Origin of the sequence: Cohnella caldifontis (assembly GCF_029360585.1) — a bacterium.
Lineage (GTDB): Bacteria > Bacillota > Bacilli > Paenibacillales > Paenibacillaceae > Cohnella > Cohnella caldifontis.
Map to the genome: position 1 here is coordinate 101,039 of NZ_JAQZSJ010000015.1, position 26,280 is coordinate 127,318.

The 26,280-nt window shown below is 60.5% G+C and carries 24 protein-coding genes and 2 pseudogenes; 7 read left to right on the plus strand and 19 right to left on the minus strand.

Annotated features, from left to right (window positions below):
- Positions 1 to 68: 68 nt before the first annotated feature.
- On the plus strand, positions 69 to 710 hold the full coding sequence (locus PTZ19_RS18810; RefSeq protein ID WP_276356667.1) for a DNA-binding response regulator: 642 nt from the start codon (positions 69 to 71) through the stop codon (positions 708 to 710).
- A gap of 226 nt (positions 711 to 936) precedes the next feature.
- Here the strand turns inward: PTZ19_RS18810 and PTZ19_RS18815 are convergent, their stop codons facing one another.
- The gene (locus tag PTZ19_RS18815) at positions 937 to 2,082 is read right to left on the minus strand and encodes a D-alanine--D-alanine ligase (protein WP_276356668.1); all 1,146 of its coding nucleotides are present in this window, start codon (positions 2,080 to 2,082) and stop codon (positions 937 to 939) included.
- A 24-nt stretch (positions 2,083 to 2,106) separates the two neighbouring features.
- Positions 2,107 to 3,189 carry an amidase domain-containing protein gene (locus PTZ19_RS18820; protein ID WP_276356670.1) on the minus strand — a complete coding sequence of 361 codons (1,083 nt, stop codon included), beginning with the start codon at positions 3,187 to 3,189 and terminating at the stop codon, positions 2,107 to 2,109.
- A 276-nt stretch (positions 3,190 to 3,465) separates the two neighbouring features.
- Between PTZ19_RS18820 and acnA the strand changes: the two genes are divergently transcribed.
- The 3 genes from acnA to PTZ19_RS18835 all read left to right on the plus strand — a co-directional run bounded on the left by acnA (position 3,466) and on the right by PTZ19_RS18835 (position 8,648).
- Positions 3,466 to 6,177, plus strand: coding sequence for an aconitate hydratase AcnA (gene acnA / locus PTZ19_RS18825; protein WP_276356671.1), 2,712 nt, complete (start codon positions 3,466 to 3,468; stop codon positions 6,175 to 6,177).
- A gap of 181 nt (positions 6,178 to 6,358) precedes the next feature.
- Complete coding sequence (locus PTZ19_RS18830) at positions 6,359 to 7,429, plus strand: SepM family pheromone-processing serine protease (RefSeq protein ID WP_276356672.1); 1,071 nt, start codon at positions 6,359 to 6,361, stop codon at positions 7,427 to 7,429.
- Positions 7,430 to 7,472: 43 nt separating this feature from the next.
- The gene (locus PTZ19_RS18835; RefSeq protein WP_276356674.1) at positions 7,473 to 8,648 is read left to right on the plus strand and encodes a MalY/PatB family protein; all 1,176 of its coding nucleotides are present in this window, start codon (positions 7,473 to 7,475) and stop codon (positions 8,646 to 8,648) included.
- A 138-nt stretch (positions 8,649 to 8,786) separates the two neighbouring features.
- Here PTZ19_RS18835 and PTZ19_RS18840 read toward each other — a convergent pair whose 3' ends face one another.
- From PTZ19_RS18840 to PTZ19_RS18850, 3 genes are all read right to left on the minus strand, one after another.
- Positions 8,787 to 10,079 carry a homocysteine synthase gene (locus PTZ19_RS18840; protein ID WP_276356676.1) on the minus strand — a complete coding sequence of 431 codons (1,293 nt, stop codon included), beginning with the start codon at positions 10,077 to 10,079 and terminating at the stop codon, positions 8,787 to 8,789.
- A gap of 64 nt (positions 10,080 to 10,143) precedes the next feature.
- Positions 10,144 to 10,428 (minus strand): hypothetical protein, encoded by a 285-nt coding sequence (locus PTZ19_RS18845; protein ID WP_276356678.1) that lies wholly within the window; start codon positions 10,426 to 10,428, stop codon positions 10,144 to 10,146.
- A gap of 94 nt (positions 10,429 to 10,522) precedes the next feature.
- On the minus strand, positions 10,523 to 11,266 hold the full coding sequence (locus PTZ19_RS18850; protein WP_276356680.1) for an IclR family transcriptional regulator: 744 nt from the start codon (positions 11,264 to 11,266) through the stop codon (positions 10,523 to 10,525).
- A 209-nt stretch (positions 11,267 to 11,475) separates the two neighbouring features.
- On the opposite strand from PTZ19_RS18850, the gene PTZ19_RS18855 reads away from it, so the two are divergent.
- The gene (locus PTZ19_RS18855; RefSeq protein WP_276356681.1) at positions 11,476 to 12,510 is read left to right on the plus strand and encodes an alpha/beta hydrolase; all 1,035 of its coding nucleotides are present in this window, start codon (positions 11,476 to 11,478) and stop codon (positions 12,508 to 12,510) included.
- An 88-nt stretch (positions 12,511 to 12,598) separates the two neighbouring features.
- On the plus strand, positions 12,599 to 13,750 hold the full coding sequence (locus PTZ19_RS18860; RefSeq protein ID WP_276356717.1) for a superoxide dismutase: 1,152 nt from the start codon (positions 12,599 to 12,601) through the stop codon (positions 13,748 to 13,750).
- An 11-nt stretch (positions 13,751 to 13,761) separates the two neighbouring features.
- On the opposite strand, the gene PTZ19_RS18865 is transcribed toward PTZ19_RS18860, so the two are convergent.
- The 8 genes from PTZ19_RS18865 to PTZ19_RS18900 all read right to left on the minus strand — a co-directional run bounded on the left by PTZ19_RS18865 (position 13,762) and on the right by PTZ19_RS18900 (position 20,089).
- The gene (locus PTZ19_RS18865) at positions 13,762 to 14,838 is read right to left on the minus strand and encodes a Gfo/Idh/MocA family protein (protein ID WP_276356683.1); all 1,077 of its coding nucleotides are present in this window, start codon (positions 14,836 to 14,838) and stop codon (positions 13,762 to 13,764) included.
- 187 nt (positions 14,839 to 15,025) lie between these two features.
- The gene (folE, locus tag PTZ19_RS18870; RefSeq protein ID WP_276356684.1) at positions 15,026 to 15,619 is read right to left on the minus strand and encodes a GTP cyclohydrolase I FolE; all 594 of its coding nucleotides are present in this window, start codon (positions 15,617 to 15,619) and stop codon (positions 15,026 to 15,028) included.
- Between the two features lie 62 nt (positions 15,620 to 15,681).
- Complete coding sequence (locus PTZ19_RS18875) at positions 15,682 to 15,897, minus strand: YneF family protein (protein WP_276356685.1); 216 nt, start codon at positions 15,895 to 15,897, stop codon at positions 15,682 to 15,684.
- A 124-nt stretch (positions 15,898 to 16,021) separates the two neighbouring features.
- Positions 16,022 to 17,044 (minus strand): HD-GYP domain-containing protein, encoded by a 1,023-nt coding sequence (locus tag PTZ19_RS18880; RefSeq protein WP_276356686.1) that lies wholly within the window; start codon positions 17,042 to 17,044, stop codon positions 16,022 to 16,024.
- Between the two features lie 100 nt (positions 17,045 to 17,144).
- On the minus strand, positions 17,145 to 18,317 hold the full coding sequence (gene queG / locus PTZ19_RS18885; RefSeq protein ID WP_276356688.1) for a tRNA epoxyqueuosine(34) reductase QueG: 1,173 nt from the start codon (positions 18,315 to 18,317) through the stop codon (positions 17,145 to 17,147).
- Positions 18,318 to 18,372: 55 nt separating this feature from the next.
- Positions 18,373 to 18,969 carry a signal peptidase I gene (lepB, locus tag PTZ19_RS18890; RefSeq protein WP_276356689.1) on the minus strand — a complete coding sequence of 199 codons (597 nt, stop codon included), beginning with the start codon at positions 18,967 to 18,969 and terminating at the stop codon, positions 18,373 to 18,375.
- A 15-nt stretch (positions 18,970 to 18,984) separates the two neighbouring features.
- Positions 18,985 to 19,554 (minus strand): DUF402 domain-containing protein, encoded by a 570-nt coding sequence (locus PTZ19_RS18895; protein WP_276356690.1) that lies wholly within the window; start codon positions 19,552 to 19,554, stop codon positions 18,985 to 18,987.
- Positions 19,555 to 19,666: 112 nt separating this feature from the next.
- A complete protein-coding gene (locus PTZ19_RS18900) occupies positions 19,667 to 20,089 on the minus strand; it encodes a GNAT family N-acetyltransferase (protein WP_276356691.1) in 423 nt (140 codons plus the stop codon).
- Between the two features lie 336 nt (positions 20,090 to 20,425).
- On the opposite strand from PTZ19_RS18900, the gene PTZ19_RS18905 reads away from it, so the two are divergent.
- Positions 20,426 to 21,037 (plus strand): superoxide dismutase, encoded by a 612-nt coding sequence (locus PTZ19_RS18905; RefSeq protein WP_276356692.1) that lies wholly within the window; start codon positions 20,426 to 20,428, stop codon positions 21,035 to 21,037.
- Positions 21,038 to 21,111: 74 nt separating this feature from the next.
- On the opposite strand, the pseudogene PTZ19_RS18910 reads toward PTZ19_RS18905, so the two are convergent.
- The 6 genes and pseudogenes from PTZ19_RS18910 to acpS all read right to left on the minus strand — a co-directional run bounded on the left by PTZ19_RS18910 (position 21,112) and on the right by acpS (position 26,272).
- Positions 21,112 to 22,141, minus strand: a pseudogene (locus PTZ19_RS18910) (zinc-binding alcohol dehydrogenase family protein).
- 816 nt (positions 22,142 to 22,957) lie between these two features.
- Positions 22,958 to 23,248: pseudogene (locus PTZ19_RS18915) on the minus strand (transposase zinc-binding domain-containing protein); the annotation flags it as partial.
- Positions 23,249 to 23,408: 160 nt separating this feature from the next.
- The gene (locus PTZ19_RS18920) at positions 23,409 to 23,798 is read right to left on the minus strand and encodes a winged helix-turn-helix transcriptional regulator (RefSeq protein WP_276356693.1); all 390 of its coding nucleotides are present in this window, start codon (positions 23,796 to 23,798) and stop codon (positions 23,409 to 23,411) included.
- A gap of 16 nt (positions 23,799 to 23,814) precedes the next feature.
- On the minus strand, positions 23,815 to 24,933 hold the full coding sequence (gene mutY, locus PTZ19_RS18925) for an A/G-specific adenine glycosylase (RefSeq protein ID WP_422615018.1): 1,119 nt from the start codon (positions 24,931 to 24,933) through the stop codon (positions 23,815 to 23,817).
- Positions 24,934 to 24,938: 5 nt separating this feature from the next.
- On the minus strand, positions 24,939 to 25,811 hold the full coding sequence (locus PTZ19_RS18930) for a helix-turn-helix transcriptional regulator (protein WP_276356695.1): 873 nt from the start codon (positions 25,809 to 25,811) through the stop codon (positions 24,939 to 24,941).
- Positions 25,808 to 26,272, minus strand: coding sequence for a holo-ACP synthase (gene acpS, locus PTZ19_RS18935; protein ID WP_276356696.1), 465 nt, complete (start codon positions 26,270 to 26,272; stop codon positions 25,808 to 25,810). The genes PTZ19_RS18930 and acpS overlap by 4 nt, the downstream gene beginning before the upstream one ends.
- Positions 26,273 to 26,280 lie beyond the last annotated feature (8 nt).

Below are 26,280 nucleotides of genomic sequence, written 5' to 3' on the forward strand. Positions count from 1 at the left end.
TAGCCGGGGGCGGTTATTTTTTGGGGAGGGATGGACATGGCGGATTCGAAACGGAGTATCGGAAATGGATGGACATGCACTTATCGCGGCGGAAAGGCGAACGTTTGCGGCGATTGAAAGAAGGGCACGGTTATGGAGAAAAGCTGCTTCTGGAGCATATTTGGCGGCCCGTAGTCGGAAGCTTCGAACACCTGCACCCGGAATACGAGGTCGTGGATGAGGATGGCAACTACTATTATCTGGATTTCGCCTATCTTCGCGATCCTGGGCCGACCGATCTGGAGTCCGACGGATTCAATCCGCATGCCCGGGATGCCGACCGCAACAGCTTCAAGAAAGAACGCCGGCGGCAAAACGCGATCGCGCTGAAGGGCTGGAACATCCTCCGTTTCTCCACGGACGATATTCGGGAAGATCCTGAACACTGCCGCAGAACGTTGCGCCGGATGCTGGAGCGATGGTACGGGGAGGAGAGTGCGGATTGGAAGGGACTATCCGTCTATCAGAAGGAGATCTTGAGATTTGCCATACGTGCGGCAAAACCGATCACACCTGCGGATGCGATGGATACCACGGGTTTAAGCAACAAACACGTCCGCAAAATTCTTCGGGAAATGGTGGACTTGCGATTACTCGAACCTGCTTCGGGAGAACAACGCTGGACCCGGTATAAAATAAAAAAAATAACGGAACTCTGTTCCGTTATTTGAGCGGCGTATGGATGTTTCCGTGAAATAGGGGAACTCTATTCCGTTAATCGAGCGGCGCACGGCAGTTTCCGCTAAATAAAGGAACTCTGCTCCGTTATTCGAGCAGCGCATGGCAGTTTCCGCTAAATAAAGGAACTCTGTTCCGTTATTCGAGCGGTGCATGGCGGATTCTACGAAATAGAGGAACTGAATTCCTTTATTCACGAGGTACCATCACGCCTATACGTTACTCCCCACCGCCGTAATCGATCGACTGCTTCTCCTCGAAGCGTTCGAACGCCAGGCGGATCAAGGTATCGAGCAGCTCCCGGTACGACAGGCCGGTTTCCTTCCACATCAGCGGGTACATGCTGAACGGCGTAAAACCCGGCATCGTGTTCACCTCGTTGATAAGCAGCCGGCCGTCGCTGCGGCGCAGGAAGAAATCGGCGCGGCACAAGCCGGAGCCGTCGATCGCCTTGAAGGCGCGGACCGCCATCGTGCGGACGGCCTCCGCCACCTCCGGCGGAAGGTTCGCCGGGATTTCCATGACGGATTTGCCGTCGACGTATTTCGCTTTATAGTCGTAGAATTCGTTCGAGCTGCGAATCTCGCCGGGCACCGATGCCCGGGGCTCGTCGTTGCCCAGTACGCTGACCTCGATCTCCCGGGCATCGACGAACTCTTCCACGATGACCTTGCGGTCGTAGCGGAGCGCCGTCTCCACGGCAGCTTCGAGCTCTTCCCGGTCGCGTGCTTTCGACACGCCCACGCTCGATCCGAGATTGGCCGGTTTGACGAAGCAGGGGTAGCCGAGTTCTTCGATTTCGGCGATTCTCGCCTGCCGGTTCTCTTTCCAGCCGAATCGCGTGAAGTGCCTATACGCCGCCTGGGGCAAGCCGGCCTGGGCGAACAACGTCTTCATCACGACCTTGTCCATCCCGACGGCCGAAGCCAACACGCCCGCTCCAACGTAGGGCAAACCAGCCATTTCGAACAGCCCTTGGATCGTCCCGTCTTCCCCGAACGTGCCGTGCAGCAGCGGGAACATGACGTCGACGGGCCGGCCGTCGTTCGCCGCGGCATCGGCACGCTCCGCCAGGATCCGCTCGGACATGCCGCGCAAGATCGGCTGCAGCGCGGAAATCCCGGCAGCCCCCGACATCTTCTCGCCTTGCGCGGAGCCGCCGAATTGCAGCTCGGCGACGGCGGCCGGAGGCGCGGTCAGCAGCGGACCGGAGCGCCATTGCCCTTGTTTCGTGATATAGAAAGGTATGAGTTCATACTTGTCGTAATCGAACGCCTTCAAAACCGCGAGCGCGGTCTGCAGCGACACTTCGTGCTCTCCCGATCTTCCGCCGTACACGAGGCCGACGCGGATTTTGCTCCCCATGGTTACCCTCCGGATCTCTGTCTTTTAAAACTCATCGGCGATATGGAAAAAACGGTACCGGGTTTTCCCCGTCCAAGCGTATGAATCCCGGTAATCCCAATAGCGGTGCCGGCTGCTTACGGTATTCGCGTTGACGAGCGGCGTGCCGTCCGGAGCGAACGCGGTGACGATCGTGTTATGTCCGAATCGTCCGTAGCCGTCCCAGTCGTAGCAGATGACGTCCCCCAGCTGCAACCAGTCGGGGGAATCCACCGCTTCCGCCCGCAGCCCGTAGCCGCGCGGCAGCGACAAAAACCGCTGCAGGCCGTCGGCGACCGCCCAGCTGAAGCTCCACCATTCGCGGCCGTTCAGGCGGCCTTTATACCACCAGCCCGATTCCCTTTTCCCAGTATAGTTCATAGGCGCTTGGCCTGCAAAGAGACACTGGGAGACATAATTCGTGCAATTCACCTCGAATCCCTCATATGCGGGATTCATCTCGTTCCACCATCTTTCGGCGTAAGCCACGGCCTCCGCGCGCCGATAAGGGATCCCTCGCCGATAAGGGTCGTATCCGTAAGCTCCGTCCGGACCGCCTCCCGCATACACCTTGGAACGGTTGCCCCGCTGCGGCCCAACGTGGATCAAAGGTACGGAAGGCATCGCGTCCCTGCGTTCGAACAGCTCCTCCGGATCGTCTTCGGGAACCGGCGCATGAACGCGCCGCATGCCTTCCCCCGCCAGCGGTTCCGCCGTATCGATCTCCCAGCGGCCGGCCGCGAACACGAAACGGATCCGTTCCCGTTCCACCCGTTCCTCCTGCCACGAGATTCCCCTTTGCTCGCAAGTCCGGACGACGTGCATCGACACGTCGACGGCAACGTCTTTGCCGCCGCCGAAACGGCGCTCGATCCGGGTCCGCACCTCGGAGCGCGACACCCGGATCCCCCTTTCCGCTTCGCGGCGCAACGACTCGGACAACCGTGCCGATAGGCGCCTGCGGTGCGCGGGGTCCTTCACCTTGCTCAGGAAATCGTCGTCCCCCCGCAAACCCGCCTCGTTGACCGAACTGACGTACGCAAACAAGGCGTTTTTCCAATCGGCCTCCCTTATGATGGATTCCGGCATCGAATCCGCCCCCTTCCGCCCGTTTTCCGGCCAAAACCGCGTCGTTTCATTTTATTCGCGGGAGCGTCCCTCCATGCCGAACCATTCCAGGAACGGACCGGATGATTCCCCGAAAGATGCGGATTCTAAAACGGGAGAAAGACGCTTTTTGGCGTTCCCGCAGGCAAAAAGGCTTTACGGCACGGCCTCGAGCGAGTATACTGGATATCGGAAATGTTATTATGAAATCGCGTTTCACAGAATGAAACATGAACCATCGCAAGGAGGCTGAACCACTTGTCCAACCTGCCGTACAATGTCCAAGCCGACCTGCAGTCGTCCGGTCAATCCTACCGGTACTACCGCTTGCAAGCTCTGGAAGAGCAAGGCCTGGGCCCCGTATCCAAACTGCCTTTTTCCATGAAAGTCCTGCTGGAAGCCGCCGTCCGCCAGTTCGACGGCCGCGGCATCACGCTGGAACACGTCAAGCAGCTCGCTTCCTGGGCGGAAGGCCGCGTGGACAAAGAAATTCCTTTGATCCCCGCGCGCATCGTGCTTCAGGACTTCACCGGCGTGCCGGTCGTCGTCGACCTGGCGGCCATGCGCGACACCGTGAAGAAAGCCGGCGGCGACCCGAAGCGGATCAACCCGCTCGTGCCGGTCGACCTCGTCATCGACCACTCGGTCATGGTCGACGCCTTCGGCAGCCCCGACGCGCTGAACTACAACATGGACATCGAATTCCAGCGCAACGAGGAACGCTACCGCTTCCTGCGCTGGGCGCAAACCGCGTTCGATAACTTCCGCGCGGTTCCCCCGGCGACCGGCATCGTGCACCAGGTCAACCTGGAGTATCTCGCGTCCGTCGCCGCCACGAAAAACAAAGACGGCGTAACGGAAGTCTATCCGGACTCCCTCGTCGGCACCGACTCCCACACGACCATGATCAACGGCCTGGGCGTCGTCGGCTGGGGCGTCGGCGGCATCGAAGCCGAAGCCTGCATGCTCGGCCAGCCGCTCTACTTCGTCATGCCGGAAGTCATCGGCTTCAAGCTGACGGGCAAACTGGCGGAAGGCGCTACCGCGACCGACCTCGCGCTGACCGTTACGCAAATGCTGCGCAAGAAGGGCGTCGTCGGCAAATTCGTCGAGTTTTTCGGCCCCGGCCTCTCGAATATCTCGCTCGCCGACCGCGCGACGGTCGCGAACATGGCGCCGGAGTACGGCGCGACGATCGGCTTCTTCCCGGTCGACCAGGAAACGCTGAACTACCTGCGTCTCACCGGCCGCGAAGAGAAGCAAATCGAACTGGTCGAAGCCTACTATAAAGCCAACGGCATGTTCCGCACGGACGCCACGCCGGATCCGGTCTTCTCCGACGTGATCGAGCTGGAACTGTCGACGATCGTGCCGAGCCTCGCCGGACCGAAACGCCCGCAGGACCGCGTCGAACTGACCGCGATGAAGCAGTCGTTCAACGAAATCGTCCGCATGCCGATCGACAAGGGCGGCTACGGCCTGTCCGAGGATAAAATCGCGCAAACCGCGGACGTCAAACATCCGAACGGCGAAACGAGCAAGCTCACGACCGGCGCCGTCGTCATCGCGGCGATCACGAGCTGCACGAACACGTCCAACCCGAGCGTCATGCTGGGCGCGGGCCTCGTGGCGAAGAAAGCCGTCGAGCGCGGCCTGAAGAAACCGGGCTACGTGAAAAGCTCGCTGACCCCGGGCTCCCTGGTCGTTACCGACTACCTGACGAAAGCCGGCCTGCTGCCTTACCTGGAGCAGCTGGGCTTCTACGTCGCCGGCTACGGCTGCGCGACCTGTATCGGCAACTCCGGCCCGCTGCCGGACGAAGTCAGCCAAGCGATCGCGGACAACGACATGACCGTCGCCGCCGTGCTCTCCGGCAACCGGAACTTCGAAGGCCGCGTCCACGCGCAGGTGAAAGCGAACTACCTCGCTTCCCCGCCGCTCGTCGTCGCCTACGCCCTTGCCGGCACGGTCAACATCGACCTGGCGAACGATCCGATCGGCTATGACCAGAACGATCAGCCGGTCTACCTGAAAGACATTTGGCCGACCAACGAAGAAATCCAGCAAGCGATCGCCGGCGCGCTCAATCCGCAAATGTTCCGCGACAAATACGAGCACGTCTTCACGCAGAACAAGCGTTGGAACGAGATCGCGGTGCCGGAAGGCGAAATTTACGAATGGGATCCGAAGTCGACCTACATCGCCAATCCGCCGTTCTTCGCGAACCTCGGCACCGAAGCCGGCGACATCGCGGACATCCGCGCGGCGAAAGTATTGGCCTTGCTCGGCGACTCGGTCACGACCGACCATATTTCCCCGGCCGGCAACATCAAGGCCGACAGCCCGGCCGGCCTGTACCTGACCCAGCACGGCGTCGAGAAGAAGGACTTCAACTCCTACGGCTCCCGCCGCGGTCACCATGAGGTGATGATGCGCGGAACGTTCGCCAACATCCGGATCCGCAACCAGGTGGCTCCGGGCACGGAAGGCGGCGTGACGACCTACCTGCCGACGGGCGAAGTGATGTCCATCTACGACGCTTCGATGAAGTACCAGGACAGCGATACGAACCTGGTCGTCATCGCCGGCAAAGAATACGGCACGGGCAGCTCCCGCGACTGGGCGGCCAAAGGCACGTTCCTGCTGGGCGTCAAAGCCGTCATCGCCGAAAGCTTCGAGCGGATCCACCGCTCCAACCTCGTCGGCATGGGCGTGCTGCCGCTGCAATTCGAGCCCGGTCAAAGCTGGAAGTCGCTCGGCATCACCGGCCGCGAGACGTTCGAGATTCAAGGCCTGTCGAACGACGTGACGCCGGGCCAGACCGTCACCGTCACCGCGAAGCGCGAAGACGGCTCGACGTTCGACTTCAAAGCCGTCGTCCGTCTGGACTCCATGGTAGACGTGGACTACTACCGCAACGGCGGCATCCTGCAAACGGTGCTGCGCCAAATGCTGGCCGGCCAGAAATAAGGCTTGAGCCGCCAAAGCCCTTTCTCCCTCCGGGGAGGAAGGGCTTTTTCGCGCGGCCGAAAGCCCGTTCGATGCCGTTTGGTCGGACATGCCCAGGTGGGTTATAATGGAACCTGACGCTTGGTCTCATCCGTTACATTTCCCGTTCATCCCATCCCAACCAATCCGGAGGTGCTTGCCGTTGGCCTCGCGCAAACCGTCCTTCATTCGGCGATATTTACCCGTTATCGCGGCCGTGCTCCTTCTGCTTGCGCTGGGCGCCGCCCAATTCCTGTCCTGGCCTTACGTCATTTACGGACCGGGCTCGGCCGAGCCCGTCCATCCCCGGGTGGAAACCGGGCGCAAGCTGGAGGAAAAAGGCGCTTTCCTGTTTACGACCGTCAGCACGTACTCCAAGCCCAACGCCTTCTCGCTGGCCTACGCGTGGATGAATCCGCGCATGGATATCCATACGCAGGAAGAGGCGACCGGCGGCACGACCAACCTGGCCGCTTATCGCAACCTGCTCGCCTGGATGCGCGACAGCTCGGAAGCGACGGCCCTGCTGGCCGCTTACGGGGCGATGGACCGCACGGTCCCGGTTGAGCAGAAAGGCGTGATCGTCGTCCATTTCCTCCCCGAGTCCAAAGCCGACGAGAGCGGCCTTCAGGAAGGCGACATCATCACCTCCGTCGACGGCAAAACCACGCTCAAAGCGGAAGACTTGGTGGCCGCGCTTACGTCGCATCAACCCGGGGACAAGGTGGAGCTCGCCGGAACCCGGGGCGGCAAGCCCTTCAAAGTCACGGTCCCGCTCATCTCCATGCCGCAAACGAAGAAAACCGGAGTCGGCTTCCAGAACAACAGCGTCATCAAGGTGACGCCGCCCGATCCGGTCAAATTCGATTTTAACGACGTCGGAGGCCCTTCCGCCGGGCTCATGATGACGCTGGAAATCGTGGCCCAGCTCACCTCGGAAGATTTGACCCGGGGCTACCGCATCGCCGGAACCGGCACGATCGACGCGGACGGCAACGTCGGCCAGATCGGCGGCATCCAATATAAGCTGATGGCGGCCGATAAAGAGAAAGCGGACTATTTCCTCGTTCCTTACGATAAAGCGAATGGCCTCTCCAACTGGAAGGACGCCGAGAAAACCGTCAAGGACCTGAAGCTTTCGCCCAAGCTCGTCCCGGTCTCGACCTTGAAGGAGGCACTCGAATTCGTTCGCAAGCTGCAGCCGAAAGCCGGCGCAGCCCAGGATCAACCATAATGGCAAAAAACGCTCATCGGAATCTCGCGGGAGGGAAGCAGCGGTGAAAGGCGACTTTGACGGCATCATCGACATGACGGGGACCGGCTCCGTCAAATGGGAGCTGACGCAGAAGGTTTTCGGGGAAGAAAGCCTTACGCCGATGTGGGTGGCCGACATGGACTTCCGAGGTCCCCAAGCGGTAATCGATGCTTTGAAGCGGCGGGCGGAGCTTGGCGTATACGGCTACACGTTCCGGCCGGCGCACTTGAACGAAGCGGTGGCCGGTTGGATGGAGAGGCGGCACGGCTGGCGCGTCGACCAGGAATGGATCTGTTTTTCCCCAGGCGTCGTCACCGCATTGAACGCGTGCGTCCAGGTTTACACGGAACCGGGCGACCGCGTGATCATTCAGCCTCCGGTCTATCCGCCCTTCTTCAAATCGGTTCAGGATCACGGACGGGAGCCCGTCATGAATCCGCTCAAGCTCGTAGACGGCAAATACGAAATGGATTTCGAAGACCTGGCGGCGAAAGCGGAAACGAGCCGGGCGAAAATGCTCCTTCTGTGCAACCCGCACAACCCGGTCGGCCGGGTGTGGACCCGCGGGGAGTTGGAAAAGCTGGCCGCGATCTGCGAGCGGTTCGGCTTGATCGTCGTAGCCGACGAGATCCACGCGGATCTGGCGCTGAACCCCCATCGCCATACTCCGCTGCTCGTCGCCGCGCCGCAGTTGGCCGGACGGACGATCGTCTGCATGGCGCCGAGCAAGACGTTCAACATGGCCGGACTGGCCATGTCCTTCGTTCTGATTCCGGATCCGGAGCAACGCAAGGCGTTTCAGACCTTCATGGAAAAGGCCCATCTTACGGCGATCAATCCGTTCTCTTTGACCGCGGCCGATGCGGCATACCGGCACGGGGACGAGTGGCTGGACCGGGTGCTGGCGTACATCAAGGGAAACGCCGAGTACCTGCGGGACTTCCTGACCCGGCGGATTCCCCGGCTGTCCATGGTCATGCCGGAAGGGACGTACATGGCCTGGATCGATTGCCGCCCGCTCGGACTTGCGCCCGACGAATTGAAGGCTTTCATGGTCTCGAAAGCCAAGGTGGCGCTGAACGAGGGCAAAGGCTTCGGAGAGGAAGGCGCGGGATTCATGCGGATGAACCTGGCCGCCCCCCGCTCCGTGCTCGAGGAGGCTTTGGCCAAGATCGAAGCCGCCGTTAACGCGTTGTAAGGAAAAGGCCGTTCCGCTTGCAGAGTCGTTGGCTCTGCCCGCCGGAACGGCCTTTTCTTGTTTTCCTGACTGAAGGGGATATCCCCGTCGCTCAGGAAAACGGGATATCGAGCGCCGGAAGCGCCGGATGAGTCCAAATCAAGCCTGGCTGGCTTTAATCGCTTGCTCCAGGTCGTACAGGATGTCGTCGATCGACTCCGTGCCCACGGACAGGCGAACCATGCCCGGAGTGACGCCCGCCGAAGCCTGCTCGGCTTCCGAGAGCTGCTGGTGCGTCGTGCTCGCCGGATGGATGATCAGCGACTTGGAATCGCCGACGTTGGCCAGATGGGAGAACAGCTTGACCGAGTCGATCAGTTTGCGGCCGGCCGCGACGCCGCCCTTGATTTCGAAGGTCAGGATGGCGCCTTGGCCTTTCGGCAAGTATTTTTTCGCCAGTCCGTAGTTGGGGTGGCTCTCCAGTCCGGGATAGCTGACCCATTCCACGGCCGGGTTCGCCTCGAGGAAGCGGGCGACTTTCAGCGCGTTCTCGCTGTGGCGCTCCATCCGCAGGTGCAGCGTCTCGAGCCCTTGCAGCAGCAAGAAGGAGTTGAACGGCGAGAGCGCCGCGCCCATGTCGCGAAGCAGCTGCACGCGCATTTTGATGATGTAGGCCAGCGGACCGACGGCATCCGTGTAGACGACGCCATGGTAGCTCGGATCGGCCTGGGTCAGGCCGGGGAAACGGCCGCTTGCTTTCCAGTCGAACTTGCCGCCGTCGACGACGATGCCGCCGATGGACGTGCCGTGCCCGCCGATGAACTTGGTGGCGGAGTGGATCACGATGTCGGCCCCGTGCTCGATCGGACGGAGCAGGTACGGGCTCGGGAACGTATTGTCCACGATGAGCGGAACCCCATTCTCATGGGCGATGGCGGCTACGGCCGCGACATCGAGGACGTCCCCCTTCGGGTTGCCGATCGTCTCGGCGAAAATCGCCTTCGTCTTGCCGTTGATCGCGCTGCGGAAATTCTCCGGATTGCTGGAATCGACGAAACGGACGGTGATCCCGAGTTTCGCCAGCGTGTGCGAGAACAGGTTGTACGTTCCGCCGTACAGGGTGGAGGACGAGACGATCTCATCCCCGCTGCTGGCGATGTTCAGGATCGAGAACGTGATGGCGGCTTGTCCGGAAGAAACCGCCAGCGCTCCGACTCCTCCCTCCAGCGCGGCGACGCGCTGCTCGAATACGTCCGAGGTCGGGTTCATGATGCGGGTATAGATGTTGCCGAATTCCTTCAAGGCGAACAGGTTCGCCGCGTGCTCCGTATCGCGGAAGCCGTAGGAAGTCGTCTGGTAAATCGGCACGGCGCGGGACAAGGTAGCGGGGTCCAGCTGCTGGCCGGCGTGTACCGCCAGCGTTTCGGGTTGAAGCTGTCTCTCTTCTGCCATGGGATCATCCTCCAAATAAAATGCTTACATTTATTCCTAGCAAATAAGTCGGTTTAATCGAAGTCTATACCGGCCATTCCCAGCCTGTCAATCTAAAATCCCAAAAAAAAGTTCCGCCCGTCATCCGCCGAAGCGGGACAACGAGGAGGAACGTAGCGACGCCGAGCGGGAGAATCGCCGACAGCGTGATGCCGACCGCGAGGTCTTTCTGGGCGGCAAAGGAAAGATGGGCGGCCCCGTATACCGTCCAAGGAAACAGAAAATAGATCGCAGCCAGGACGTCGATCATGGCCTTCATCGGTTCGAGCCCGATATGGTGGATGACGCGCTGGCCGATTTGGATCACCACGGGGACTGCTCTTCTTCCGCCGCCATGAGAATCGCTTGGATCGTCTCCGCGTTATCGTTTATGGACGGTCCGTCGATGCAAACTTAACGGCCCATTACCCCAGCAGCTTGCCCATCCGCTGGGCGGCTTCCATGATCGCCGGCGCGTGGCGGTGCATGACGTCCGGCGTCAGCCGGTTGGACGGTCCCGACACGGCGAGCGCCGCGGCCAGCTTGCCCGCGCGGTTGAAGATCGGCGCGGATACCGCCGCCGCGCCGGGCTCGCGCTCCTCGAAGCTGGTGGCGTAGCCGGCGGCCCGGATCTCGTCGAGCTGGCGGACGTAAGCGGCGCGATCGACCGACGCCGGCCAAGCCGGGTCCGCCATCGCTTCCTTGCGCACCGGCTCTTCGGCGAACGCGAGCAGCACCTTGCTGGAGGCGCCGACGGAAAGCGGCATCCTCGCGCCGACGGGCGCCACCCGGCGGATCGCCTGCGCGCTCTGCACCGCCTGGATCCGCACCCTTTCGTTGCCGTCGCGCACGTACAAGCTCACCGTTTCCCCGATCTCGTCCCGCAGCCGCTCCATCCCCGGCAGCAGCACGACGGACGGATCGCCTTCCCTCGACAAATTGGACGATAACTCGAGTATCCGGAGTCCCAGCCGGTACTTCTCCGTCGCTTCGTCGCGGATGACGAACCCCCGGTCCTCGAGCGTGGCCATCAGCCGGAACACCGTGCTTTTATGCAACCCGACCTCCGAGGCGATTTCCGACAGCCCCCACTCGGATTTCGAAGTAAAACAGATCAAGATGTCGAGGGCCCGCTCCACCGCGCGGACGGTTCGCTTTTCTTCTTCCATTTTCGGGTTCATCTCCGTTTCATTGCATGAAACTCCGTTATGCACAGTATAACGCAAAACGGCCCTCCGAGTAAACGCGGAAGGCGATCATTACAGTTTGGTTACACGCCTCTTACAAATCTCCTAGGACCGTTGACGGGGTACTTTCCGACCACTACGATTAAGGTACACCAAAAATTAAAACGCTTTCATAAACGAGGCGATGCCCCATGAATTCCTTGCCCGCGCCGATTCCGCTCAGCGGCAGCGTCTCTCTCCCCCCCATCCCGGAAACGAGGGAGACGCCGGCTGCCCGCCGCGCGTTCCGCGTGCTCAAAACCGTTGCCCTGTCCACGCTGCTGACCCTCGTTCTACTCTATGCCGGCCTTCATGCGTTTATTGCCTGGAAATTGACGCATCCCGACGTCGCGCCGCTCGTTTCCAACCCGATGTCGGCCAAACATCTGTCCTATGAGGACGTCGCCTTCGCGAGCTCGGACGGCAAAATCCGGCTCAGCGGCTGGTGGATTCCCGCGGATGGCAGCCGGCAAACCGTCGTGCTGAGCCACGGTTACGGGACGAACCGCGAGGAAAGCTGGGTGCCGATGTACGATTTGGCCGACCTGCTTCACGGCTACGGCTACAACGTGCTGATGTTCGACTACGCCTTCGCCGACGCGCTGCACCGCGCGCCCGCCACCGGCGGCGTCCTCGAATCCAAGCAGCTGCTCGGCGCCATCGAATACGCCCGCGGCAGGGGTTCCGCCGAAGTGGTCGTCTGGGGCTTCTCCATGGGCGCCGGCACCGCGCTTCAGGCCGCCCTCCAGCACGCCCCCGTCGACGCGATGATTTTGGACAGTACCTTCGTCCCGACGGACGACACCCTGCTTTACAATCTCCGCATGAGCCATTTGGAACTGCCGGCCTATCCGACCCTTCCGCTGGTCAAGTGGTTCCTGCCCCTCCTGGCCGGTTCCGGGCTGGAGCAAGTCCCGGCCGCGAGGGCGCTGGGCACTTCCTTCGATTTTCCGATCTTCGTGATCCACGGAACGGCCGACGCCAAAGCCCCGCTCTACCTGGCGGAAGACGTCGCGAAAGCGCAGACGGACCCCCGGTCGGAGCTGTGGGTCGTGAAAGGCGCCATCCATGAAATGATTTTCCGCACCCACCGTCAGGAATACGTGCAACGGGTGACCGATTTCCTGGGAGAAGTGCATGCAACGGCGATCGCGAAATCCTTCGAAGCCCCCGCGCTCAGCATTTAAATGAGCTTCGTATCATATCGGCCCTCTCTTCCGCATACGATCGGTACGTAAAGTACCAAGACGTGTGCAGGGGGAGAGGGTTTTCGTGATGCTTCGGGTTTACGGGGATCGGATGCCGCTTCGTTTGCTGGAGGAAATCTCGGCGCGCAAACGGCTCGAGAAATCGTTCGCCTCCATGGTCCGGGCGGTCGTGCCGGGGCTGGAGTGGCCGTATGTCCGGCTGATGCAGGAATGGGAGGACGTGTTCGGCCGGACGGCGGAGGAGGCGGCACGCCGGCTGAAAGGCGTACTGGACGGCCGGGAAGACGAAGCGGCCGCCGATAACGGGGCGGGTACGGCGCGCCTGTTGTGGGAGGAGTCGAGGATCCAGTCGGACGAATTCGCGCGGCAAATCGGCTTGCTCCGGAAGCAAAGCGCCGCCGTCCGGCGAATGCCGGCCGCCGATGCGCTGTTCTCCCCGATCCTGCGGGAAACGGAAGTCTGGCGCGACGAGAACGTGCTGCAGGAGCCGGACGAGATCGACGTCCCGCAGCCGGCCGACCACCCGCTTCGGCCCGAAGGCACCTGGTCGAATCCGGTCGGCGTCTCGGGCGTCCCCTTGGGGGGCGCGAAACCGGTGCCGATCGGCGGCCATACGCTGCCTCCCCTCCCTTATCCGTATAACGCCCTTGAGCCGTGGATCGACGAGGCCACGATGCGCATCCATCACGACAAGCACCACCAGTCCTACGTCGACGGGCTGAACAACGCCGAGAAGAAGCTCGAAGAGGCCCGCCGGAGCGGGGACTTCGCGCTGGTGAAGCATTGGGAACGGGAACTTGCCTTCAATGGGGCCGGGCATTACCTCCACACGATCTTCTGGGACGCGATGAAGCCCAAAGGCGGCGGCCGTCCCGGCGGCGCTTTGGCCCAGGAGCTCGACCGCAGCTTCGGCGGGTTCGAGCCGTTCCGGAAGCAGTTCTCCGAAGCGGCGAACAAGGTGGAAGGCGGCGGCTGGGCGATCCTCGTCTGGAGCCCGCGGAGCCGGCGGCTGGAAATCCTCACGGCCGAGAAGCACCAGAACCTGTCGCAATGGGACGTCGTGCCGCTGCTGCCGCTGGACGTGTGGGAGCACGCCTATTACTTGAAGCATCAGAACGACCGGGGCGCTTACGTCAAAGACTGGTGGAACGTCGTGAATTGGCCGTTCGTCGAAGGCCGGTACGCCAAAGCGCGCGTCTTGCAATGGACGCCTTATTGAGTCCCTAAGCCTTATAAGCTCCAGTCCAGCTTGACTTCCCCGCCCGTGCGGGAAGATTCGTAAATCGCGTCGATGATCAGGTTGCTGCGAAGGCCCGTCTCGGCGGACGTCCACGGCTGTTTGCCTTCCCGGATGCACTCCAGGAAATGCCGGCTGAGCCGCACGCGCGCGCCTTCGTCGCCGGCCGGCTCGCCGAGGGAAACCTCCATCGGCTGGTCGAACTTCTCCGTCAGGAACTTGCCGCCGGATCCGCGCAGCACGGCGCCGCCCTCCGAGCCCATGAGGTGCACGAACGGCGAATTGTCGGTATCCATATGGACGGCCCAGCTGACCTCGAGCGTGAGCGAGCTGCCGTCCTCCATTTTGATCAGCGCCGTCGCCAGATCCTCAACGTCGTACGTCCCGTTCCAGTCCGGCTTGCCCCACGTGCCGATGCCTTTCTTTCGGGGACCGAACTCCGCGTATGCCGCGCCGTACACCGAAACCGGCTTCGGCTCGCCCATGAGGAAGAACGCCAGGTCGAGCATATGCACGCCGATGTCGATGAGCGGACCGCCGCCCGACTGGGCCTGCTGCGTGAACCAAGTCCCCCAGCCGGGAATGCCCTTGCGGCGGTACCAGCCGGTTTTGGCCGTATAAATGCGGCCCAGCTCGCCCTGCTCGATCTGCCGTTTGACCTGGAGGGACAGCCATTCCCAGCGCATCTGATGCGCGACCATGACGATGCGGCCCGACCGCTGCTGCGCCCGCACGATTTCCTTCGCGGCCGCCGCGTTGAGCCCCATCGGCTTCTCGATCAGCACGTGCTTGCCCATTTCCAGCGCGTAAATCGCCAGCGGCGCATGGGCATGGTTCGGCACGCCGATAATGACGGCGTCGACGTCGTCCCGCATGATCAGCGCTTCGGGGGATTCGGGCACGACGGGAATGCCGTATTCGGCCGCCCGCTGGCGCGCCAGCGGCAAGTATGCGTCCGTCACGGCCGTGAACTCGCACCATTCTTTCAGCTTTCCGAATTCCTGCAAATGGACGTTGCCGATATTGCCTGCCCCGATCAGGCCCAGGCGGATTTTATCCGATGCGCTCAACAGGGAAACCTCCTCTTAACCATCCGAAAAAATGTGGGGGTCGACACCGATAATCATAGTCGAATCCGCCGCGAAAATGGAGAGCCTTAATAGTCTTCTTTTTCCGCTGCTTTGGCATTCGATTCCGTCTCGCCATAAAAAAAAGGCAGCCCCCTCGAATGGAGAATGCCTGCCCGTCCTGCCCGAATTATTGTTTGAGAAGAGCCAAAAACTCCGAGCGCAGCGCGGCGCTGGTCTTGAATTGGCCGCGCAACGCGGACGTGACCGTCTTGCTGCCCGGCTTCTTCACGCCCCTGGCGCACATGCATAAGTGCTCGCCTTCCACGACCACCATCACGCCGTGAGGACTCAGCGTCTCTTCCAGCGTGTCGGCGATTTGCGACGTGATGCGCTCTTGTACTTGAAGGCGGCGGGTGACCGCCTCGACGAGGCGGGCCAGCTTGCTGAGCCCCGCGATTTTGCCGCTCGGAATATAGCCGATGTGGGCTTTGCCGAAAAACGGCGCCATATGATGCTCGCATTGGCTGTAGTACACGATATCCCGGACGATCACCAGCTCTTCGTGCCGTTCGTCGAACGTGACGCCCAGCACGTCCCGGGGATCGACGGAGTAACCCGCGAATATTTCCTCGTACATCCGCGTCACCCGGGCCGGCGTTTCCAGCAAGCCTTCCCGCTCGACGTTCTCCCCGATCAGCTTCAGGATTTCCCGGACGTGGTATTCGATTTGTTCCCGGTTTTTCTCTACCTGCTGATTGACGTAATCCTTGATCCCCGCCATGACTGTTCCCCCTGGGACCGGATGGGCCGGAAGCTCCGGCATTCGGCAAGCCGAAGCCGGGATTACCGGCCTTTCCGGTTTTGGTTTTTCATCATTTGCTGGGCTTTCTGGATTTGCTGTTTGTTCATGTTGTAGCCCATTTGTTTGGCCATCTTGGCCAGCATGTCCGGATTGTTCTGCATCTTGGTGAGTTGGCTGCGCAAATAGAAGACGCCGATGATAAACCCGATGACCGCGCCTACGATCAGCGTCGCGATCGGAATGATGACATCCCACATGGTGGTTCCCCCTGCCGCGATTAATAATGAAAACCCTGCGCCTCAAGCGTGAGCACGCAGGGTGACTTGCGTTTATGATAGCATGGCCGGCATACCCGCGCAAATCCGGGAATAACGCCTTCCCTTAGTTCAGCACCGCCTCGATGAACAAGGTCGGATGCTGGGCCAGATCGATTTCCTTCGCGTCCACGGTATCTTCGTCCGCCTTGCTGAGGATCCTCACGATCGGCCGGCCCGGCAACCCCCTGTGCTGGCCGACGACGACCCCGATCTTATGGTTGGACAGCCGGACGGAAATCCCGTTCGGGTAGATCGAGACCACTTTCATGAACTGGGTCAGCACTTCATGGTCCAGCGTCGTCCCGGACAAGGCGTTCAGCTGCTCGCACGCTTCGTGCGGCAGCAGGGGGCGATCCCCTTCCGGCCGATACAGAAAATTGTCGTAAGCGTTCGCGACCGCGACGATCTTGGCGTACGCGTGGATCTCGTCTCCCGAAATGCCGCGCGGCAAGCCGGTTCCGTCCACGTGCTCGTGGTGCTGGAACGCGACATGGGCGACCAGCAGGCTGAATTCGCGTTTCATTTTCAGAAGCTCGAACCCCCGCCAGGAATGGTGCATCCGCCCTTCCTGGATTTCGGGCGCGTTCAGCTTTCCGATGTCATGAAGCAGCGCTCCGATGCTCAGCTCTTTCAGCTGGATCATGTTGAGCCCCATGTTGAGTCCGATCAGCGCGGACAGCGTGCAGACGTTCATGGCGTGCACGTAAGCCGCGTTGTCCGCCGTCCGGATGTCGGAGAGATGCACCATGACGCTGGAGTTGCGCATGACGTCGTCGAGCAGCTGATCGATCGTCTGGCTGATCGCCTTCGTGCTGAATTCTTTGCCGGAACGCAGCGCTTCGAACGTCTCCGACATCTGGTTGATGACCGCCCGCTTCGTCTCCTCGGACAGCATGTCCTGCGTCTCGACGTCGCGGAATTGCGGATCGTCGATGTAGATGGCGGTGACGCCCAGACGCTTCAACGTGCTGATCATGAATACGGTCAGCTGCACCCCGGTCGAGAGAAGCACCGTACCGTTCGCCGAAAAAATCGTTTTGCCGAGGTACTGGCCCGGCTCCACCGTTTCGATATCCACCAAACGCATGTTAGGTTCTCTCTCCCGCTCCGAAGTCGATCTGGATGATTCCTATTCTAACGCATTCCGGGAAAATCCGACAGTACCTCTTCGCGTTCGGCCGATTCCGTCACCGCGTGTCGGACTCCGCCCCGCAGGAGGCAAGCGCCCGTTCCAGGGCGTCCCGAACGGAGGCGTCCGATTCGGAGCCCAGGGCCGATTCCATCGCCCGCTTCGCCTCTCCCCCGCCGATTCGCCCGAGCGCCCAGGCCGCCGTGGCCCGCAGCTCGGGACGCGGGTCGTCCCGCAGCACTTTCGCCACGTCCGGCACGGATTCGGCGTCGCGGAAGTTGCCGAGCGCGATCAAGGCGTTGCGCTGGATCGGTTTGCGGCCGCGCCAAGCCGCCGCGCTCCTCCCGAACTTCTCCTTGAATTCGCGGTTGCCCATCGACAGCAGAGGGCGCAGCAGCGGCTTGGCCGTCTCCGGATCCGGCAGCAGCTCTTCATGATGCCGGATATCGACGCCCCTGTTGACCGGGCAAACGATTTGGCACGTGTCGCAGCCGTACAGGCGATTGCCGATTTTGCGCATCAGCTCTTCCTCCACGAGCCCCTTGGTCTGGGTCACGAAGGAAATGCAGCGCTGGGCGTTCAGCTCGCCCGGGCCGACAAGGGCCCCCGTCGGACAGGCGTCGATGCAGATCGTGCAGTCCCCGCAGCCGTCTTCGATCGGCCGGTCCGGCGGCAGCGGAAGATCCGTGATCATCTCGCCGAGATAAACCCAGGAGCCGAATTCCGGCGTGATGATCGAACAGTTCTTGCCGCTCCATCCGATCCCCGCCCGCTCGGCCACCGCCCGGTCCGCCAGCTCCCCGGTATCCACCATGGACAGCAGGCGGGCTTCCGGCACGCGCTCCTTCAGCCAAGCCGCCAGCTTCTCGAGCCGGCGGCGCAGCGCCTGGTGGTAGTCTTCGCCCCAGGCCGAGCGGGACAGGATGCCCCGCCTTTTGCCCGGCTCGGACACCGGCGCGTTTTTCAGCTTGGAGGGATACGCCACGGCGATCGAAATGAGGCTCCGGGGCTCCGGCAGCAGCAGCGAGGGATCCGTCCGCTTGTCCAAATCGGGCTCCTCGAAGCCCGATTCGTATCCTTTCTCCCGATGGAGGACCAATCTCTCCTTCAGCTCGCCGAACGGATCGGCGGACGCCACGCCGATTTTGTCGATGCCCATCGCCGGCGCCGCTGCGAGCATGTCCTCCTTGAGCTGCCTCCAAAAACTTCCGTCCCTCTCCGGCAGCGCCATTTTGCATCCCTCCGATTTCGGGGAGTTTGACAGAGCCAAACGCTCCCGGTTCTTTTTACAGTTTCCCCCACCTCACGATCGGCCAAATGACGAATTCGGCTTTGCCCTTGATCCGGTTCTCCTCGATGACGCCGAACGATCGGCTGTCCTTGCTCTTGCTTCGATGCCGGTTGTCCCCCATGACGAAAAACCGGCCCGGACCCACTTCGACCGGACCGTAATCCCCGTCTTCGATCGCCGAGTCCGTATAGGGTTCGACCGTCAGTTTCCCGTTCAAATACAGCTGCCCGTTCCGGATCTCGAGCCGGTCTCCCGGGACGCCGATCACCCGTTTGACCAGATACGCCTTGCGGTCGGGCCCGTCGCTCGGATCGGTCAAGATCACGACGTCTCCCCTCCGGGGATGCCCGAAATGGTACGGCAGCTTATTGACGAACAGCCACTCGCGTTCATACAGCGTCGGTTCCATGGAGTGCATCCGCACCGTGGACAGCTGAAACACGTATATTCGGAGCAGCAGCACGACGACGAAAGCCGCGAGCAGGGCGATTCCCCAGTCGCGCAGCTCCTTGCGCCATCCGCCGGGACGCGGAGCGGCGACGGCCGGCCCGCGGCGCCGGGGCGTCAGAGAGGTTCCGGAATCCTGCGGCATACCGATCAAGTCTCCTTAGAAGGCGCCGTATTTTTTCCATTCCCGATAGTACCTTCTCACCGGCTCGTCCCGGAAAGGAACGCCTCCGGCTTCGATCCGGGCGTTCAGCCGCTCAAGTCCCCGTTCGATCCGGGCCACGACTTCCTCGTCGTAACGGTAATCGACCCGGTGCCGATCGAATTCGTCGCGGTCCAGTTCCAATCGGGAACCGTCCGGCAGCAGCGCGACGTCCAAATCGTAATCGATGTAGGTGAACACGTCCTTGTATGAATAAAAGGGAGAAGCGATGTTGCAATAGTAACGGACTCCCCGGTCCTCGAGGAGGGCCACCACGTTGAACCACTCCCCCGGCAGGAAGAAAGCCGCGGCCGGCACTTTGCTGATCCATTCCGTGCCGTCCGCTTCGCGGATTCTCGTGCGGTCGTTCAGAAGCACCTCGACTCGGGCAGCGGCGTGCTCCGGGTCCAGAAGTTCGGACGGAACCCGCCAATTGTCCAGCCATACCCGATGCAGGGAGCCGTCATGCTTGAAGCTCTTGATTGTGCAAGGGCGATAGATCGTTTCATCCGCTTCGCTGCTTTCCATGCATGACCTCCGCCTTGAGCCGTTCATCAATAGAAAAGCATATCCGATGGCCAAAATCAATGGCAACGGATATGCTTCGGGGTAATCGTCTTTGGAAAACGGATGTCGGACGTCAGCCCGCTACGATGGCCAGGGGCTGCGAAGGCCGCACGATATCGGTCGGACGGGCGCCGAGCGCCTCGTAGAACGGCCGAAGCCCTTCGTTGTGCTTGTCCCCCGCGATCAGGACTTTCAGCACGTTCCGCTTGCGGAAACGGGCGTTCATCGCCGAAACCAAAGCTTTGCCGACGCCTTGACGCTGGTATTCCGGATGCACCGCGACCCGATATACGTACCCTTTATGATTGTCGATCGTCCCGATCATGACGCCCGCGATCGTGTCTCCGATCGTTGCGACCAAAACCAGCTCGCTGTCCCAGGACAATTGGCGGGCGAACGCGCCCATCGTTTCCTCGCAGCACTCTTCCGATAGCACGACGTTCAGCAGTTCGACAACGTAACGGTAGTCCGACAGTTGGAATGATCGAATATGCATGCTGTACAGTCTCCCTGGCCACAAAGATTTAACATCCGGATAACGCAAATATAATTTTACGACAATAATATGAATTTTTCATACCCTTTTGTGAAAAAAACATAAAAAAATTTTGAGAAATCGAGAGATAACGCCATGAAAACGCTTTATTTTGGACGAAACATGACCTTTTATACAGTGAATCGGTTAAATTGGACAGAATTCGCGCGAATTCCGGCTTTGGATTCGATTCAACGATATTTCGACTTTCCAAACATCGATGTTGATTTACTCTGGGGAATTTAGGATAATAATAAAGTGAGCTACATATGAAACCAATCTCAGGAGGGATCCCCAATGGCACATCAACTGCCCGAACTGCCTTACGCGAAAGACGCCCTGGAACCGCACATCGACGCGATGACGATGGAAATCCACCACGGACGTCACCACAACACGTACGTCACCAACCTGAACAAAGCGCTGGAATCCGCTCCGGAGCTGGCGAACAAATCGGTCGAGGACCTCATCTCCGACCTGAACGCCGTACCGGAGAGCATCCGCACCGCGGTCCGCAACAACGGCGGCGGCCATGCCAACCACTCCCTGTTCTGGGTGACGATCTCCCCGAACGGCGGCGGCGCTCCGACCGGCGCGCTGGCCCAAGCGATCGACGGCGAGCTCGGCGGCTTCGAGAAATTCAAGGAAACGTTCGCCGCCGCGGCAACGACCCGCTTCGGCTCCGGCTGGGCTTGGCTGGCCCTCGGCAAAGACGGCAAGCTGAAAGTTTACAGCACGCCGAACCAAGACAGCCCGCTCATGGAAGGCGACAAGCCGCTCCTCGGGCTGGACGTGTGGGAGCATGCTTACTACCTGAAATACCAGAACAAACGCCCGGACTACATCGCGGCGTTCTGGAACGTCGTCGACTGGAACAAAGTCGGCCAACTCTACGAAGCTTCGAAATAAGGTTCGCATGAATGGAGAAGACCGCCCGGGAAACCGGCGGTCTTCTTTGTTTTCAACTTTCCCTAGCTTGCCGATCAGAAACCTTCGAGGACGACTTTGCCGATCGTACGTCCCGTTTCCAGAAGAGCATGGGCTTTTCGCAGGTTCTCGGCATTGATCGGCGACAGCTTCATGGACGCGGTCGTTCGCAGCGCTCCTTCGTCTACGAGACGGGCTGCTTCGTTCAGCAGGCGATGCTGCTCGATCATGTCCGCCGTCTGGAACGTCGAGCGGGTGAACATCAGCTCCCAGGCGAACGTCGCGCTTTTGTTCTTCAGCAGCGTCAGGTTCAGCAATTCGTCCGTCTCCACGATCGAGCAGATTTTGCCTTGCGGCGCGATCGCTTCGGCCATGTTGGACCAGTGCTTCTCCGTGCCGTTCAAGCAGAGAATGTAGTCGACGAGGCCGATCCCGAATGCTTGTAATTGAGGAGCGAACGCCTCGAAATGATCGATGACGAAGTCGGCTCCATGCGTTTTCGCCCACTCGGCCGACTCCGGGCGGGAGGCCGCCGATTACCGTCAGCCCCGCGTGTTTGGCGAGCTGGGTGGCGATCGAACCTACGCCGCCGGCGGCGCCGATGATCAGGATCGACTTGCCCGCGTTGTCCGCTTTGACGGGGGAAACCCCGAGCCGGTCGTACAAACTTTCCCAAGCCGTGATCGTCGTCAGGGGCAGCGCGGCCGCCTGAGCGAAATCCAGGCTGGACGGTTTCGATCCGACGATCCGTTCGTCCACCAGATGGAATTCGCCGTTTCCTCCGGGGCGCGTGATGCTGCCGGCGTAGTACACTTCGTCGCCGGGACGGAACAACGCGCAGTCCGGTCCGGCCTGTTCCACCACGCCCGCGACATCCCAGCCCAGCACGCGGGGCGCGCTCTCCGTGCGGCTTTTCGGATAACGCACCTTGACGTCCACGGGATTGACGGAAACGGCCTTGACCCGCACGAGCAAATCCCTGCCAGCCGGGACAGGTTTCTCCACCACGACGTCCATGAGGCTCTCCGGGTCCTCGATCGGCAAATACTTGAGCAAGCCTACGGCTTTCATCGTTTCTTTCGCCATGTCTCTCTCCTCGCTCCAATATACGGTGTTTGTTCAGGCTAATGGCAGTATGATCTATACATCGTAAATTGGGAAGTACGCACATTCATGTTATATAGTATCGATTTTGATACTATTGGGCGGCCGGCAGTTGCCGGACGGATCGGTCGAAAAGCTCCCGCTAAAATGAAAGGAACCCGGACCCGGACTTCCGCGAAAAAAGAAGATCAGGTTTTTCCCCGTAACGCATGATGAAAGAAAATTTCTTAATTCCTCCCTAAACACGAGGTTCAACGGCCAGTTAAGAAAGAAAGTTTCTTAATTCCTCTCTAACCACCGGATTCAACGGCCAGTTAAGAAAAAAGTTTCTTAATTCCTCTCTAAACACGGGTTCAACGGCCAGTTAAGAAAGAAAGTTTCTTAATTCCTCTCTAAACACCGGATTCAACGGCCAGTTAAGAAAAAAGTTTCTTAATTCCTCTCTAAACACGGGTTCAACGGCCAGTTAAGAAAGAAAGTTTCTTAATTCCTCTCTCAACACGGGGTTCAACGGCCAGTTAAGAAGGAAAGTTTCTTAATTCCTCTCTAAACACGGGTTCAACGGCCAGTTAAGAATGAAAGTTTCTTAATTCCTCTATCAACACGGGGTTCAACGGCCAGTTAAGAAGGAAAGTTTCTTAAGTCCTCTCTAAACACGGGTTCAACGGCCAGTTAAGAACGAAAGTTTCTTAATTCCTCTCTAAACACGGGTTCAACGGCCAGTTAAGAAAGAAAGTTTCTTAATTCCTCTCTCAACACGGGTTCAACGGCCAGTTAAAAAAGAAAGTTTCTTAATTCCTCTCTCAACACGGATTTCAACCGCCGGTAAAATATATAAGTTCCTAATCTCCAGATCGTCATGATCACATGACGATGATTGACCTGGAACACATCCTCCTCCAGCAGTCTGCTCCGCACTTCACCACAGGAACAGGTCGTGCAAAATCTCCCTTTGCAGCGATACAGTACAAGCCGCAGGTCGTGGCCCCCTTCGCACACCAGCGGCTTAAAACCATTCTTTGGATTCCCGCGATCACGGAACTCGGCAACTTCTTTCAGGACATTCGCTCGGATCCTGCCTGCATGGATGAAACCCGAGCTTCACCCCGAAAAGTTATAAATTTTGGCATGTAAATAAAGCCGCCAGGCGAACCTGGCAGCTTTTCCGTGGCTTTTCCGTGGCTTTTCCGTGGCTTTTCCGTGGCTTTTCCGTGGCTTTTCCGTGGCTTTTCCGTGGCTTTTCCGTGGCTTATCCGTTGTTCCGTTGCCATGCCTGCTCGTCCGTCGACGCCGATCTCCCGGCTTGCTTGTAAGTTTCTCCCCAGACCTTCATGGCCGAAATGATCGGAGCGAGCGTCTGCCCGAACTCCGTCAGCGAATACTCCACCTTGGGCGGAACCTGCTTATAAACCTCCCGGTGGACGATCCCGTCTTCCTCCAGCTCCCGAAGCTGGAGCGTCAGCATGCGCTGGGTCATCGTCGGACAAATCCTGCGGAACTCGTTGAACCGCTTGGGCCCCTCCATGAGGTGGTACAGCAGCACGCCTTTCCATTTGCCGCCGATGACGTCCAGCGTGTATTCGACGGGACAAGCCTCGTCGTTCGGACAATCGCCGTAACCGCTTTTCCGGTCCCGCATCCGATTCGGTCCTCCCTTAACCCGCGTTTTCCGATCCCGGTTCGGAATCGAAAAATTCCTCCAGCAGCGTCTTGAACACTTTGGGCAAAGCCAGCTCCGCGAGCTCGCGCCTGCCGATCCAGCGATAAGGCTGCGCCGTCTCGCGAAGGAGGGGTCCGCCCGCGGCCGGCTCCGCCGACCAGATTTTCACGTACCAGTGCAAATGGGTGAACACATGCTCGGTCTCGCCCACGCAGCGGACGGGCTGAATCCGAAGCCCTTCCGCCTCCAAGGCTCCCGCGAGCCAATCCGCAGCCGCGTCCGCGGACGACCAGACCGACTCGTTCGGCGCTTCCGCGTGGGGCAGCTCCCACATCCGGGCCAGCAGCCCTTCCTCCGGCCGCCGCCGCACCAGCACCCGGCCTTCGGACTCGATCAGCGCGGCCAGCCGGTATACCGGCTTAGGCGCCTTGGCCTTCGTCTTGACCGGCAGCTCCCGCTCCCGGCCGGCCAGACGGCCGGCGCACCGCTCCATGACCGGACAGGACAAGCAGCCGGGCGACCGGGGAGTGCAGACAAGCGCCCCCAGCTCCATGAGCCCCTGGTTGAAGGCGGCGGCCTCCCCATCGGGGATGAGCTCCTTCGCCAGCTTCTCCAGCCCCGCCCGAACAGCGGGTTTGGCGATATCCCCGTCGAGATCGAAAAACCGGGACAACACCCGCATCACGTTCCCGTCCACCGCCGGCTCCGGCTGGTCGAACGCGATGCTCAGAATCGCCCCGGCCGTATAAGGTCCGATTCCTTTCAAGCCCGATACGGACGCTTTGTCGCGGGGAAACTTCCCTCCGTGGAGCTCCATGACCTGCCGCGCGGCCGCTTGCAGGTTGCGGGCCCGGGAATAATAGCCGAGACCTTCCCAAGCTTTCAGCACGTCTTCCTCGGGAGCGGCCGCCAAATCGCCGATCGTCGGAAAGCGTTCCATGAACCGATGATAGTACGGGATGACGGTCTCCACCCGGGTCTGCTGCAGCATGATTTCCGATACCCAAATAGCGTAGGGATCCCGGGAGCGCCGCCACGGCAAGTCCCGGCATTCCCGTTTGTACCAGGCCAACAGCTCCTCGCCGAAAAAAAGGCCGGCTTCCCGGTCCTTCAGTTCCGTCAAACGTCCCGCCCCCCGTCCTGCGCCGGTCCGTCCGACTCCAAACCCGCGGCTTGCTTGCGGAAGCGGCTCGGCGTCAAGCCCGTATGGGCTTTGAACATCCGGGAGAAATAATAGATTTGCATGCCGACGCGCGAAGCGACGTCGGACACGTTGTTTTCCGGGCGGAGCAGCAAGCCTTTGGCCATCTCCATGCGCCGTTGGTTGACGTATTGGATGGGGGAGGACCCCATCATCGCCTTGAAGAATACGATGAAATAGTTCGGGTGCAAGTACACTTGGCGGGCCAATTCCTCGACGGTGATATTCTCCGCCAGGTGTTCGTCGATATATTGCAGCACGGTATCGATTTTTTTCAGTTCTTGCGTGGGATCGATCGCCTCGAACCCGCCCGGTATTTCGTCCAGATACAGGCTGATCAGCTCGAGCACCGCGGCTTTCAGCCGGAGGCGGGACGTCAGCCGATCGCGCTTCATTTCCTCGATCAGCTTGTCGAACAGCGGGATCGCCGCCGCTTTGTTCCCCAGCCGGACCGCCAGGGGCAGGTGGAGCGTGCGGTAGATCTCCCGGTCTCCGTAGCTGGCGTGGAAATGGCACCACTGGATGCTCAGCACCTCTCCGGGGTCCACGGCCACCCGGTGCGGCGTCCCGGAGAGCAGCACGCACAGCGTGCCCGGAACGAGCTCGTATTCGTTGCCGAGGGCCCAAAGCCGCCCCTTGCCGGAACGGACAAACAAAAAACGGTTGCCGTCGAACGACACGTCGCGCGGCTTTACCGAAATCGCTCCCACTTCGGTTTCGGAAGCGGCTGTCACTTCGATCTGGATCTGTTCCAAATGCTTCATCAAAACCGTCATATAAGTCGTTGTCATATCGGCTCTCCATTGGGGGGTTCGATCGGGATAACGTCCGTTCGTCCGTCGCGGGGTGCGTCTATGGCGCCGATCCGTTCGACGATTGCGGTGGAAGCCGCAAGGGTTCTTTCATGGGTAATGGCAATATGGATCCGATGCCGGGCCCCTTCGAGCCCTAAGCGAAGCCATGCGGGATCCGCCAACCGGCAGCTCGGGCGGCCCGCCTCGTCCGGCAGGATCTCCATATCCCGAAAACCGACGGCCGCCCCGATTCCGCAACCGAGCGCTTTGACCACCGCTTCTTTGGCGGCGAAACGGCCGGCGATGAACTCGAGCGCCCGGCGTTCCGGCAAACCCGACCATCTGGCGAGCTCCAGGCCGGTCAGCACCTTCTCCGCGAAACGGGCGGCGCCCGGCCGGCTCATGATCCGGTTCATCCGTTCCAGCTCCACGACGTCCAATCCGACTCCGACGATCATGACCGCGC

What these genes read in the sequence shown, in the direction of transcription:
- PTZ19_RS18895 (WP_276356690.1), bottom strand. Translation starts at nt 19,554, where the DNA reads ATGGAAAGCAGCGAAGCGGATGAAACGATCTATCGCCCTTGCACAATC.
- queG (WP_276356688.1), bottom strand. Translation starts at nt 18,317, where the DNA reads ATGGCGCTGCCGGAGAGGGACGGAAGTTTTTGGAGGCAGCTCAAGGAG.
- PTZ19_RS18820 (WP_276356670.1), bottom strand. Translation starts at nt 3,189, where the DNA reads ATGCCGGAATCCATCATAAGGGAGGCCGATTGGAAAAACGCCTTGTTT.
- acpS (WP_276356696.1), bottom strand. Translation starts at nt 26,272, where the DNA reads ATGATCGTCGGAGTCGGATTGGACGTCGTGGAGCTGGAACGGATGAAC.
- PTZ19_RS18875 (WP_276356685.1), bottom strand. Translation starts at nt 15,897, where the DNA reads ATGTGGGATGTCATCATTCCGATCGCGACGCTGATCGTAGGCGCGGTC.
- PTZ19_RS18900 (WP_276356691.1), bottom strand. Translation starts at nt 20,089, where the DNA reads ATGCATATTCGATCATTCCAACTGTCGGACTACCGTTACGTTGTCGAA.
- PTZ19_RS18840 (WP_276356676.1), bottom strand. Translation starts at nt 10,079, where the DNA reads ATGGCAGAAGAGAGACAGCTTCAACCCGAAACGCTGGCGGTACACGCC.
- PTZ19_RS18860 (WP_276356717.1), top strand. Translation starts at nt 12,599, where the DNA reads ATGCTTCGGGTTTACGGGGATCGGATGCCGCTTCGTTTGCTGGAGGAA.
- PTZ19_RS18930 (WP_276356695.1), bottom strand. Translation starts at nt 25,811, where the DNA reads ATGACAACGACTTATATGACGGTTTTGATGAAGCATTTGGAACAGATC.
- PTZ19_RS18920 (WP_276356693.1), bottom strand. Translation starts at nt 23,798, where the DNA reads ATGCGGGACCGGAAAAGCGGTTACGGCGATTGTCCGAACGACGAGGCT.
- PTZ19_RS18905 (WP_276356692.1), top strand. Translation starts at nt 20,426, where the DNA reads ATGGCACATCAACTGCCCGAACTGCCTTACGCGAAAGACGCCCTGGAA.
- PTZ19_RS18880 (WP_276356686.1), bottom strand. Translation starts at nt 17,044, where the DNA reads ATGCGTTTGGTGGATATCGAAACGGTGGAGCCGGGCCAGTACCTCGGC.
- lepB (WP_276356689.1), bottom strand. Translation starts at nt 18,969, where the DNA reads ATGCCGCAGGATTCCGGAACCTCTCTGACGCCCCGGCGCCGCGGGCCG.
- PTZ19_RS18815 (WP_276356668.1), bottom strand. Translation starts at nt 2,082, where the DNA reads ATGGGGAGCAAAATCCGCGTCGGCCTCGTGTACGGCGGAAGATCGGGA.
- folE (WP_276356684.1), bottom strand. Translation starts at nt 15,619, where the DNA reads ATGGCGGGGATCAAGGATTACGTCAATCAGCAGGTAGAGAAAAACCGG.
- PTZ19_RS18855 (WP_276356681.1), top strand. Translation starts at nt 11,476, where the DNA reads ATGAATTCCTTGCCCGCGCCGATTCCGCTCAGCGGCAGCGTCTCTCTC.
- PTZ19_RS18850 (WP_276356680.1), bottom strand. Translation starts at nt 11,266, where the DNA reads ATGGAAGAAGAAAAGCGAACCGTCCGCGCGGTGGAGCGGGCCCTCGAC.
- PTZ19_RS18810 (WP_276356667.1), top strand. Translation starts at nt 69, where the DNA reads ATGGACATGCACTTATCGCGGCGGAAAGGCGAACGTTTGCGGCGATTG.